The 11,578-nt window shown below is 69.6% G+C and carries 9 protein-coding genes and 1 riboswitch; of the genes, 7 read left to right on the top strand and 2 right to left on the bottom strand.

All coding sequences use genetic code 11. The annotated features are described in order from the left end of the window. Positions 1 to 4 precede the first annotated feature (4 nt). Both VKZ87_RS11295 and VKZ87_RS11300 read right to left on the bottom strand, forming a co-directional pair. The gene (locus VKZ87_RS11295) at positions 5 to 763 is read right to left on the bottom strand and encodes a sulfite exporter TauE/SafE family protein (RefSeq protein WP_324221361.1); all 759 of its coding nucleotides are present in this window, start codon (positions 761 to 763) and stop codon (positions 5 to 7) included. Further along, positions 756 to 1,340, bottom strand: coding sequence for a HupE/UreJ family protein (locus VKZ87_RS11300; protein WP_324221362.1), 585 nt, complete (start codon positions 1,338 to 1,340; stop codon positions 756 to 758). The genes VKZ87_RS11295 and VKZ87_RS11300 overlap by 8 nt, the downstream gene beginning before the upstream one ends. Before the next feature lie 116 nt (positions 1,341 to 1,456). After that, a riboswitch (cobalamin riboswitch) is annotated at positions 1,457 to 1,670 on the top strand. A 208-nt stretch (positions 1,671 to 1,878) separates the two neighbouring features. Here VKZ87_RS11300 and cobN point away from each other — a divergent pair. Genes cobN through cobJ form a run of 7 tightly spaced genes read left to right on the top strand, consistent with a single transcriptional unit; the run spans position 1,879 to position 11,571 of the window. After that, complete coding sequence (cobN, locus tag VKZ87_RS11305) at positions 1,879 to 5,637, top strand: cobaltochelatase subunit CobN (protein ID WP_324221363.1); 3,759 nt, start codon at positions 1,879 to 1,881, stop codon at positions 5,635 to 5,637. Then, positions 5,634 to 6,236: a cob(I)yrinic acid a,c-diamide adenosyltransferase gene (gene cobO / locus VKZ87_RS11310; protein WP_324221364.1), complete on the top strand. Its 603-nt coding sequence runs from the start codon at positions 5,634 to 5,636 to the stop codon at positions 6,234 to 6,236. Before cobN ends, cobO begins: the two co-directional genes overlap by 4 nt. After that, on the top strand, positions 6,236 to 7,246 hold the full coding sequence (locus VKZ87_RS11315) for a sirohydrochlorin chelatase (RefSeq protein WP_324221365.1): 1,011 nt from the start codon (positions 6,236 to 6,238) through the stop codon (positions 7,244 to 7,246). Before cobO ends, VKZ87_RS11315 begins: the two co-directional genes overlap by 1 nt. Then, entirely contained in the window at positions 7,243 to 7,878 is a 636-nt protein-coding gene (locus tag VKZ87_RS11320; RefSeq protein WP_324221366.1) for a precorrin-8X methylmutase, read from the top strand. The genes VKZ87_RS11315 and VKZ87_RS11320 overlap by 4 nt, the downstream gene beginning before the upstream one ends. Continuing rightward, the gene (gene cbiE, locus VKZ87_RS11325) at positions 7,875 to 9,071 is read left to right on the top strand and encodes a precorrin-6y C5,15-methyltransferase (decarboxylating) subunit CbiE (protein WP_324221367.1); all 1,197 of its coding nucleotides are present in this window, start codon (positions 7,875 to 7,877) and stop codon (positions 9,069 to 9,071) included. The genes VKZ87_RS11320 and cbiE overlap by 4 nt, the downstream gene beginning before the upstream one ends. Further along, the gene (gene cobI, locus VKZ87_RS11330; protein WP_324221368.1) at positions 9,068 to 9,772 is read left to right on the top strand and encodes a precorrin-2 C(20)-methyltransferase; all 705 of its coding nucleotides are present in this window, start codon (positions 9,068 to 9,070) and stop codon (positions 9,770 to 9,772) included. The genes cbiE and cobI overlap by 4 nt, the downstream gene beginning before the upstream one ends. Next, positions 9,769 to 11,571 (top strand): precorrin-3B C(17)-methyltransferase, encoded by a 1,803-nt coding sequence (gene cobJ, locus VKZ87_RS11335; protein WP_324221369.1) that lies wholly within the window; start codon positions 9,769 to 9,771, stop codon positions 11,569 to 11,571. The genes cobI and cobJ overlap by 4 nt, the downstream gene beginning before the upstream one ends. The last annotated feature ends 7 nt before the right edge of the window (positions 11,572 to 11,578 follow it).

Below are 11,578 nucleotides of genomic sequence, written 5' to 3' on the forward strand. Positions count from 1 at the left end.
TCCGTCAGAAGCCGCGCCAGAGCGGCAGGCCGGCAAGCGCCGCGAAGGCGCAGAGCGCGAGCGCCGCGATGCGGAACTGCCGCTCGCTGGAGCGCGCGAAGAGATGGCTGCCGATCCACAGCGGCAGCCAGTAGGCCGCCGTCAGCAGCACCGCGCCGCTCAGGCTCTCCGCCGTGAACAGGCCGTTCCACCAGTAGGCCGCCACCATCGCCATGGCGGTGATGAAAAAGAACGACACGAGATTGGCGCGCACGGTGGCGGCGTTGCCCTGGCCGCCGAGCCAGAGCAGCACGACCGGCGGACCCGACAGGCCGGTGGTGCCGCCACTGAGGCCCGCCAGCGCGCCGGTACCCAGCGTCGCCGCCGGACCGAGCCGCCGCCGGTAGCGCCAGCCGCGGGCCATCAGCATGACGACGAGCAGGATCAGGATGCAGATCACCCAGCGGATCGTGTCGGCATCGGCGATCACCAGCAGATGGACGCCGAAGGGAATGGCCACGATGGCGCCGGCCGCCAGCGGCAGCACCTCGCGCCACACGCAGCGCCGCACGGCGTCGGGCAGCATGCTCACGGAAGCGATGGTGTCGGCAGCGAGCAGCCAGACGGCGGCCAGCTTCGGCTCGAAGACGAGGCTGGCCAGCGGCATGAAGACCATCGCGCCGCCGAAACCGGAAAAGCCGCGCACCAGACCGGCGAGCGCGGCAGCGCCCAGCGCGATCCAGTAGCGCGGGTCGGACAGAAGCCCTGCGAGGGTATCAGCCAACCAGGATGACGAGGCCGGCGACGGCGCAGGCGGCGCCGGCGGCGCGCGCCAGCGACGGCAGCGCGATCTTCTGCGTCAGTTTCGCGGCCATCAGGCCCGCGGCATGGAGCAGGGCGGTAGCGAACACCATGCCGGCAGCATAAGTCAGCGCCAGATCGGCCTGCGGCAGTTCGGTGCCATGGGCATGACCATGAAACAGCGCGAACAGCGCCGTCACCGCAGTTGCGGCGGCGAGCGGCAGGCGAACCGCAAACGCGACCAGCAGGCCGAGGACCAGCACCGACAGCGCAATGCCGGTTTCCACCGCGGGCAGCGCAACACCGGCAAGGCCGAGCATGAAGCCGAGCGCCATGGGCAGCACGAAGGCAGCCGGCAGCAGGATCAGCGCGCGGCGGGAATTCTGCTGCATGGCCCAGAGGCCGACAGCCGCCATGGCAAGCAGATGGTCGAGACCGCCGAAGGGATGGGCGAAGCCGGCGGCAAAACCGCTGCCGGCATCATGGCCCGTATGGGCCAGCGCGGGACCGGCAAGGCCGGCAAGAATGGCGGATACAATCAGCGTGCGGCTCGGCTTCATGACAGATTCCCTCGTTTCGCGACGATTGCGATCCACCCGCTCCCTTTCTGCACGATCGTCCGGCGATTTGACAAGCGGCTTCGATGCCGGTGCGTTTGACAAGCCCCTGACCCCGGCTTACCGTCCGCTGCGATGGTCCGCCGGCGCTTTCGGGCTTCGGCGGTGAAAAGGGAATGCGGTGCTGAGAAGGACTCTCCCAGGCCGCGGCAGCCCCCGCTACGGTAGGCGGCGGGCGCCATGCATCAGGCCACTGGCCGCATTCGAGCCGGGACGGCGCATGGTCCGCGACGAACCGCAAGCCCGGAGACCTGCCATCGCACCAGTCGGAGCGGAGCCGCCGGACAGGGTGTGCCGGCGTCAGGCCAGGCGTTCTCCAGCCAGCCGGCTCTGCGACGGCGTCAGATGGACGGGCGCTGCGATATGACTCAGGTTTCCGACACCAGAATTTCCGCCTCCATCGTTCCGGGCTTCCCCCGCGCCGGCCTTGACGACGCTGCGATCAGCGCAGCCCTCGCCGCCTGAGCATCACGGGCGCGCCTTGCATCTGCTCAACGCCATACCGGAAGGACAGGTTGCCGCCGATGGCGCCGTCGACCTGAAGCAGACGCCGGGCAAGATCGTCGTGCTGAGCGCCGCCGATTCCGAGCTGGCGGCCCTGAGCGCCGCCGCCGCATCGCTGCCCGGGGAATTCCCGGCGCTGCGGCTGGCGAACCTGCTGCATCTCGCGCATCCCCATTCGGTCGACCTCTATATCGAGCAGGTGATCCGGCACGCCAAGCTGGTGGTGGTGCGCCTGCTCGGCGGCCAGAGCTACTGGTCCTACGGCGTCGAACGCCTGAGCGGGATCTGCCGCGACAACGGCATCGCGCTCTGCCTGCTGCCCGGCGACCGCCAGGAGGATCCCGGGCTGGATGGCTTCTCCACCATCGGCGAGGATGCCCGCAGCCAGCTCTTCGCCTATTTCCGCGAAGGCGGCGTGGCGAATCTCGGCAACGCGCTGGGCTATGCCGCCTCGCTGATCGGCCATGTCTGCGACTATCAGCCGGCGCGGCCGCTGCCGCCGGCCGGCATCTACTGGCCCGGCCAGAGCGATCCCGACCTGCCGATGCTGCAGGGCTTCTGGTCCGAGAAGGCGATCATCGCGCAGCCGGTGGCGGCAATCGTCTTCTACCGCGCGCTGCTGCAGGCCGGCGATGTCGAGCCGGTGCATGCGCTGATCGAGGCGCTGCAGGAGGCCGGCCTCAATCCGCTGCCGATCTATGTCACCAGCCTGAAGGACCGGCTGTCGGCCGATATCGTCGCCGCGCTGCTGGAGCAGGCGCCGCCGGACGTGGTGCTGAACGCCACCAGCTTCGCCATCGGTTCGCTGAACCGGCAGCTCGGCTGCGGCGAGAGCGACGATCCGCTGTCGCAATGCGACTGCCCGGTCCTGCAGGTGGTGTTCGCCTCCAACGACCGCGCGCAATGGCAGGAAAGCGCGCGCGGGCTGAACGCGCGCGATCTCGCCATGGCGGTCGCGCTGCCCGAGATCGACGGCCGGATTCTCTCGCGCGCCGTCGCCTTCAAGGCGGAAGCCCGTTTCGACGCACGCACCGAATGCAGCATCGTGCGGCTGCAGGCCGATCGCGGCCGCGCGGCCTTCGTGGCGCAGCTCGCCGCGCGCTGGTCGCGGCTGGCGCGCCTGTCGCCCGACGAGCGCCGCGTCGCCATCGTGCTGGCGAACTATCCCAACTGCGACGGCCGCATCGGCAACGGCGTCGGCCTCGACACGCCGCAGAGCGTGGTGCGCATCCTGCGCGCCATGAAGGATGCCGGCTACGAGCTGAACGCCATTCCGGTCAGCGGCAACCGCCTGATCGAGGCCCTGCGCCAGGGCGTCACCAACGACCTCGAAGCGGCGCCGCACCGGCCGGCCCGCGTCTGCTATCCGCTCGGCGCCTACCGCCTCTTCTTCGACGGCCTGCCGGAACAGCTGCGCGCGCGGGTGATCGCGCGCTGGGGCGAGCCGGAGGCGGACCCGCATCTGCGCGAGGACGGCTTCGCCCTGCCGGTGCTGCTGCTCGGCAACGTGGCGGTGCTGATCCAGCCGGCGCGCGGCTACAACATCGATCCGGCGCGCACCTACCATGATCCCGATCTGGTGCCGCCGCACAGCTACTTCGCCGCCTATGCCTGGCTGCGCAACGGCTTCAAGGCCGATGCGGTGATCCATTGCGGCAAGCACGGCAGTCTGGAATGGCTGCCGGGCAAGGCGCTGGCGCTGTCGGAAAGCTGCGTCCCCGAGGCCGTGCTCGGGCCGCTGCCGCAGCTCTATCCCTTCATCGTCAACGATCCCGGCGAAGGCACCCAGGCCAAGCGCCGCACGGCGGCGGTGATCATCGACCACCTCACGCCACCGCTGACCAGGGCCGAGATCTACGGCGATCTTGCCGCCCTGGAGCAGCTGGTGGACGAGTATTACGAAGCGGCAGGGCTCGACCGCCGCCGGCTGCCCCTCCTGGCCGACCGCATCCTGGCGGAAGCGCGCCGCATCGGCCTCGATGCCGATTGCGACATCACGCTGGACGAGGATGCCGAGACGGCCCTGCTCAAGATCGACAACCATCTCTGCGACCTCAGGGAGCTGCAGATCCGCGACGGGCTGCATGTCTTCGGCGAGAAGCCGGAAGGCGAGGCGCTGATCGACCTGCTGGTGGCGCTGGTGCGCCTGCCGCGCGGCGACGGCAGGGGCGGCAACGCCTCCATCCTGCGCGCGCTCTGCGCCGATCTCGGGCTGGACTGCGATCCGCTGGAGGTCGAGTACGCCGCCACGTGGCAGGGGGCGAAGCCGCCTTTGCTGGCGATGATCACCGATGCGCCCTGGCGCAGCTTCGGCGACACCGTCGAGCGGCTGGAACTGCTGGCCAAGCAGCTGGTCGGCGACAAACGACTGCCCGAAGACAGCTGGACGGCGACGCGCGCGGTGCTGCACGAGATCGACTACGTGCTGCGGCCCGCCGTGCTGCGCTGCGGCCGCGAGGAAATGCAGAATCTGCTGCGCGGCCTCGACGGCCGCTTCGTGCCGCCGGGTCCGAGCGGGGCGCCGACCCGCGGCCGGCCCGATGTGCTGCCGACCGGGCGCAATTTCTACTCGCTGGATGCGCGCAGCCTGCCGACGCCGGCGGCCTGGACGCTCGGCTGGCGCTCGGCCGACGCGCTGCTGCAGCGGCACCGGCAGGATCACGGCGAATGGCCGCATGCGATCCTGCTCAATGCCTGGGGCACGGCCAACATGCGCACCGGCGGCGACGACATCGCCCAGGCGCTGGCGCTGATTGGCGCGCGGCCGACATGGGATCCGCATTCGGGCCGCGTCACCGGTTTCGAGATCGTGCCGCTCGACCTGCTCGACCGGCCGCGCATCGATGTCACGCTGAAGGTTTCAGGCTTTTTCCGCGATGCCTTCCCGGCCCAGGTGGCGCTGTTCGACGCCGCCGTGCGCGCGGTGCAGGCGCTGGACGAGCCGGACTATCTCAATCCGCTGGCGGCGCGTGCCCGCGCCGAGGCGAAGGCACTGATCAGTCAGGGCATCGCGCCGGAGGAGGCGAAGCGCCGCGCCGGCTATCGCATCTTCGGCGCGAGGCCCGGCGCCTATGGCACCGGGCTGCAGGCGCTGATCGACGAGAAGGGGTGGGAAAGCGCCGACGATTTCGCCCGCGCCTATATCGCCTGGGGCGCCTGGGCCTACAGCGCCGAAAGCGACGGCGTGGAGGATACCGAAGCCTTCGCCGGCCGTCTGGCGCAGGTGGACGCGGTGGTGCAGAACCAGGACAACCGCGAGCACGACCTGCTCGATTCCGACGACTACTATCAGTTCGAGGGCGGCGCGGTGGCCGCCGTGCGCTATGCCGCGGGCGAGGCGCCGGCCGCCTATCACAACGACCATTCGCGGCCTGAAAATCCGCGCATCCGCCGGCTGGAGGAGGAGATCGCCCGCATCGTGCGCGGCCGCGCCGCCAATCCGAAATGGATCGAGGGCGTGCGGCGCCACGGCTACAAGGGCGCCTTCGAGATCGCCGCGACGGTGGATTATCTCTTCGCCTTCGCCGCCACCACGGGACTGGTGCGCGACACGCATTTCGATCTGCTCTACGATGCCTATCTGGGCGATGACGCGACACGCGGCTTCATCGAGACGAACAATCCCGCCGCGGCGAGGGACATCGCCGCCCGCTTCGGCGAGGCGATCCGGCGCGGGCTGTGGCGGCCGCACACCAATATCGCGGCGGCAACGATCGAACGGATGAGTGCGGCATGACGGACGACATTCCGGGCGAGGACAAGATCAAAGCGCGCGACCGCATGCCGGCGACCGGGACCATCGGGAAGGGCCTTCTCATGGTCCATACCGGCAGGGGCAAGGGCAAGTCGACCGCCGCCTTCGGCCTCGCGCTGCGCGCCATCGGCAACGGCATGCGCGTCGGCATCGTGCAGTTCGTCAGGGGCGGAAGGATCACCGGCGAGCGCGTGGTGCTGGAGAAGTTCACCGACCAGGTCACCATCCGCACCATGGGCGATGGCTTCACCCGGGAAGCCCGGGACCGCGCCCGCGACACCGCCGCGGCGAAGCAGGCCTGGGAGGCGGCGCAGGAGCTGATCGAGGCGAGCCGCGGCCCGAAGCCGCTCTACGAGCTGCTGATCCTCGACGAACTCAACATCATGCTGCGCGACGGGTCTCTCGATGTCGACGAGGTGGTGCGCGTGCTCAACGGGCGGCCGCCTGACCTGCATGTCGTGGTCACCGGCCGCGATGCACCGCCGGCACTGATCGAGGCGGCCGATCTCGTTACCGAGATGGCCGAGGTCAAACATCCGTTCCGCGCCGGCGTGACGGCGCAGAAGGGCATCGAGTTCTGATGGTCCGGCTCGAGAAAACCGGCATCATGATCTGCGGCCATGGCAGCCGCGACGGCCGCGCCGTGGCCGAGTTCACCGCGCTGGCGCAGCGGGTGAAGCGCCGCCTGCCGCAATACGACGTCGATTTCGGCTTCCTGGAATTCGCCACGCCGGTCATCCGCGACGGCCTGGATGCGCTGCGCGCGAAGGGCAACACCAGGATTCTCGCCCTGCCCGGCATGCTGTTCGCCGCCGGTCATGCCAAGAACGACATCCCGAGCGTGCTGAACCGCTACCAGGCGGAGCATCCTGGCGTGGCGATTTCCTGTGGTCGCGATCTCGGCATCGACCTGAAGATGCTGCGCGCCGCCGGCGACCGCATCCGGCAGGCGCTGGAGGATGCCGGCGACGCCGTGCCGCGCCATGAGACCGCGCTGGTGGTGGTCGGCCGCGGCACCTCCGATCCCGATGCCAATTCCGGCATCGCCAAGGTCATGCGCCTGCTCTGGGAAGGCTTCGGCTTCGGCTGGGGCGAGACGGCCTATTCCGGCGTCACCTTTCCGCTGGTCGAGCCGGCGCTGCGCCATGTGGCGAAACTCGGCTACCGCCGCGTCGTGGTGTTTCCCTATTTCCTCTTCACCGGCATCCTCGTCGAGCGCATTTACGGGCATACCGATCTCGTCGCCCGCGACCATCCGGAGATCGAATTCGTCAAGGCCGGCTACCTCAGCGATCATCCGCTGGTACCCGAGGTGCTGGAGGACCGGCTGAACGAGATTCTTGCCGGCGCCAACGCCATGAACTGCCAGATGTGCAAATACCGCGCGCAGATGCTCGGCTTCGAGGATGAGGTCGGTCTGGCGCAGCGGAGCCACCACCATCACGTGGAAGGCATCGGCACCGGACATTCTCACCACCATGATCATGGGCACCATCACGGCCATGATCACGGGCATCATCCCTATCCCCATGCCGACCATCCGCTCGGGCCGCGCAGCCTGGGTCGTCCGGCAAAGACCGGAACGCCATGACGGGCTACGACTACCTGCGCGATCCCGACACGATCCACCGCCTGAGCTTCGAGCTGATCCGGCGCGAGGTCGACCTGTCGCATCTGCCGCCGGGCATCGACGAGATGGCGCTGCGCCTCATCCATGCCTGCGCCATGCCCGACATCCTGCCCGACCTGGTCTGGACGCCGGATCTCCCGCGCGCGGTCCATGACGCGCTGCAGGCGGGCAAGCCGATCCTGAGCGACGTCGACATGGTGGCCTACGGCGTGATCCGCTCGCGCCTGCCGAAGGGCAATCCGGTCCTCAGCTTCCTCAACGAGCCGGCCGCGGGCCGGATCGGCCGGGAAAAGCAGATCACGCGCTCGGCCGCCGCGGTGGAACTCTGGGAGCCGCATCTGGACGGCGCCGTGGCGGTGATCGGCAATGCGCCGACCGCCCTGTTCCGCCTGCTGGAGCTGCTGCGCGACGGCGCGCCGAAGCCCGCCGCGATCCTCGCCTTTCCCGTCGGCTTCGTCGGCGCCGCCGAATCCAAGCAGGCGCTGATCGATGCCGATACCGGCATCGCCTTCGCAACCCTGAAAGGCCGGCGTGGCGGCAGCGCGATGGCGGCCGCGGCGATCAACGCCCTGGCCGCCTGGAAGCCGCAATGAGCCGCTGGCTCAGCGTCGTCGGCATCGGCGAGGATGGCCCGGAGCGGCTGACGCCCGCCGCCCGCACGCTGATCGACACCGCTGAACTGCTGGTCGGCGGCGAGCGCCATCTCGCCATGCTGCCGCCGCGCGCGGGCCAGCAGCGGCGGCGTTGGACCAAGCCGCTGGATGATCTGGTCGCGGAGATCGTTGCCCATAAGGGACGCCGCGTGACCGTGCTGGCGACCGGCGATCCCATGTGGTTCGGCATCGGCGTCACCCTGGCGAACCATGTGCCGGCCGCCGAGATGCTGATTATCCCGCAGGCTGGCGCCTTCTCGCTGGCAGCCGCCCGGCTCGGCTGGGCGCTGGATGCGACGGACTGCATCACGCTGCATGGCCGCCCGCTGGATCTGCTGGCACTGCATCTGCAGCCCCATGCGCGGCTGCTGATCCTGAGCGGGAACGGCCAAACGCCGGCGCAGGTCGCGGCCTATCTGGCAGCGCGCGGCTTCGGCAGCGCCGAACTCACCGTGCTGGAGCATATGGGCGGCGCGCAGGAGCGCATCGTCACTGGCCGCGCCGATGCCTGGCGCGACAATCCCTGCGCCGATCTCAACACCACCGCCGTGCAGCTTCATGACGGTCCCGGCCTCACGCGCCTGCCCGGCCTGCCCGACGCGCTGTACCAGCATGACGGCAGCATCACCAAACGCGAGATCCGCGCGGTGACGCTCTCGAAGCTGGCACCGTTTCCGGGCGAGCTGCTCTGGGACATCGGCGCCGGCGCGGGCTCGGTTGCCATCGAATGGATGCGCAGCCATCGCCGCAACCGCGCCATCGCCATCGAGCAGAGCGCGGACCGCTGCGCCGTGATCGCACGGAATGCGGCCATGCTGGGCGCGCCCGGCCTTGACATCCGGCAGGGCCGCGCGCCCGCAGGACTGAAAGACTGGCCGGCCCCCGACGCCGTCTTCATCGGCGGCGGCATCCTCGCCGACGGTCTGGTCGATCTCTGCTGGAATGCGCTGAAGCCCGGCGGGCGGCTGGTTGCCAATGTCGTCACCACCGAGGGCGAAGCCGCCGTGGCGCAGGCCCAATCTCGCCATGGCGGCGAGCTGACGCGGATCAGCGTGCAGCGTGCCGCACCCGTTGGCCGCTTCCAGGGCTGGCATGCGCTGATGCCGGTGACGCAGTGGAGCGTGACGAAATGAGCGGCAGGCTTTACGGCCTCGGCATCGGTCCGGGCGATCCGGAGCTGATCACGCTGAAGGCCCTGCGGCTGCTGCGCGCCTGCCCCGTGCTGGCCTTTCCCGCGCCCGAGAGCGGCGACAGCCTCGCCCGCAGCATCGTGGCGCCGCATCTGCCGGGCAACCAGACCGAATACGCGATCCGCATGCCGTTCAGCGCCGAACGCTTTCCTGCCCGGGCGATCTATGACGAGGCGGCGAAGGATCTCGGCGCCCATCTTGAAGCCGGCCGCGATGTCGCCGTGCTCTGCGAGGGCGATCCCTTCTTCTACGGTTCCTTCATCCATCTGTTCGACCGGCTGGCCGCGCGCTTTCCGGTCGAGGTCGTGCCTGGCGTGTCGTCGCTCACCGCCGGCGCGGCCGCGCTGGGCCAGCCGCTGGCGTCACGCAACGACGTGCTGACCGTCATTCCCGCGCCGCTGGATGACGACGCCATCGCCGCGAGGCTCGCGCAGAGCGAGGCCGCGGCGATCATCAAGCCCGGCCGCCACGGGCCCCGCATCGTCGCGCTGCTGACAAAGCTTGGCCTTGCCGGCCGCGCGCGCTATGTCGAACGCGCCACCATGCAGAACCAGCGCATCCTCACCCTGGAACAGATCGACCCGCAGACAATGCCCTATTTCGCGATGATTCTGGTGCACAGAACCGACGGGGCCCCGCGGTGAGCGGCAAACCGGCGCTGATCCTGCTCGGCATCCATGCGCGGCCCGCCGCGCAGGTGCTGATGGCCGCTTTTCCGAACTGGGACGTCTACGCGCCCGACGAGGCCGCGCTGCCGCACAGCCTGCCGCTCGGCAGCGCAACCGAGACGATTGCCGCGCTGTTCAGGGACGGACGGCCGGTGATCGGCCTCTGCGCCGCCGGAATCCTGATCCGCGCCGTGGCGCCGCATCTGGCCGACAAGCAGAACGAGCCGCCGCTGATCTCGGTGGCGGCCGACGGTTCCGCCGTCGTGCCTCTGCTCGGCGGCCATCATGGCGGCAACCTGCTGGCGCGGCGCATCGCCGCCGCCTTGCAGGGCGTGGCCGCCATCACCACGGCCGGCGACCTCGCCTTCGGCCTCGGACTGGATGAGCCACCGGAAGGCTACAGCCTCGCCAATCCGGAGGACGCAAAAGCCTTCATGGCGGCGATGCTGCGCGGCGCGACGATCCGCATCGAAGGCCATGCGCCCTGGCTGACCGGCTCGCAGCTGCCGCTGGACCAGGAAAGCGGCACGCTCACGATTGCCGTGACGCATCTCGCCGAAGAGGGCAGCGGCGAGCGGCTGGTCTATCATCCGCGCAGCCTCGCCATCGGCGTCGGCTGCGAGCGCGGCTGCTCACCGCTGGACCTGATCCGGCTGGTGCAGACGACCCTCGACGCGCATAACCTCGCGCGCGAGTCCGTCGCCGGCGTTTACTCCCTCGACCTCAAGGCCGATGAGCGCGCCATCCAGGAACTCGGCGGCTGGCTCGGCGTGCCCCTGCGCTTCTTCGATACGGCGAGGCTGGAACAGGAGACGCCGCGGCTCGCCAATCCCTCCGACGCCGTCTTCGCCGAAGTGGGCTGTCATGGCGTGGCGGAAGGCGCAGCCCTTGCGGCTGCAGGGCGTGACGCCGAACTGATCGTGCCGAAAGTGAAGTCCCGGCGCGCCACCTGCGCGATCGCGCTTTCGCCCGCGCCGTTTGACGGCGCGACGCAGGGGCGGCCGCGCGGCGCGCTGCACATTCTGGGCACCGGGCCAGGCGGATCGGACTGGCTGACGCCGGAAGCGCGCATCGCGCTCACCGGGGCCAGTGACTGGGTCGGCTACGGCCTCTATCTCGATCTCTGGCCGGAGCTGCAGGGCGACAGGGCGCTGCACCGCTTCGAGCTCGGCGAGGAGGAGAAGCGCGTGCGCTTCGCGCTGGATCTGGCAGCGGAAGGCAAACAGGTGGCGCTGGTCTGCTCCGGCGATCCCGGCATCTATGCCATGGCGACGCTGGCCTTCGAACTGCTGGAAGCCGAGCCGCAGCAGAAGGCCTGGCAGCGCGTGGAGATTGCCGTCATACCTGGCGTCTCCGCCATGCAGGCGGCGGCGGCGAAATCCGGCGCGCCGCTGGGGCATGATTTCTGCGCCATCTCGCTGTCCGACCTGCTGACACCGCTGGAAACCATCCTGCTGCGCATCAAGAAGGCGGCCGAGGCCGATTTCGTCATCGCCTTCTACAATCCGGTGTCGCAGCGCCGTCGCGAACCGCTCGCCATGGCGAAGGACATCCTGCTGCAGCATCGCGCACCGGAAACGCCCGTGGTGCTGGCGCGCAACCTTGGCCGCGAGGGCGAGCGCATCACCCATGTCAGTCTGGGCGAGCTCGATGTCGACAGGGTCGACATGCTGACCCTGGTGATCGTCGGCAGCGGCGCCAGCCGGCCGCTCGCGCTGCCCGATGGCCGCCGCTTCGTCTACACGCCGCGCGGCTACGGGACGAAGCGGGAATGACGGTACA

It is taken from the genome of Ferrovibrio sp. (genome assembly GCF_035304305.1).
In the GTDB taxonomy this organism is placed as follows: domain Bacteria; phylum Pseudomonadota; class Alphaproteobacteria; order Ferrovibrionales; family Ferrovibrionaceae; genus Ferrovibrio.

Coding starts and splice junctions, on each gene's coding strand:
- VKZ87_RS11300 (WP_324221362.1), bottom strand. CDS start 1,340: ATGAAGCCGAGCCGCACGCTGATTGTATCCGCCATTCTTGCCGGCCTT.
- cobO (WP_324221364.1), top strand. CDS start 5,634: ATGACGGACGACATTCCGGGCGAGGACAAGATCAAAGCGCGCGACCGC.
- VKZ87_RS11315 (WP_324221365.1), top strand. CDS start 6,236: ATGGTCCGGCTCGAGAAAACCGGCATCATGATCTGCGGCCATGGCAGC.
- VKZ87_RS11320 (WP_324221366.1), top strand. CDS start 7,243: ATGACGGGCTACGACTACCTGCGCGATCCCGACACGATCCACCGCCTG.
- cbiE (WP_324221367.1), top strand. CDS start 7,875: ATGAGCCGCTGGCTCAGCGTCGTCGGCATCGGCGAGGATGGCCCGGAG.
- cobI (WP_324221368.1), top strand. CDS start 9,068: ATGAGCGGCAGGCTTTACGGCCTCGGCATCGGTCCGGGCGATCCGGAG.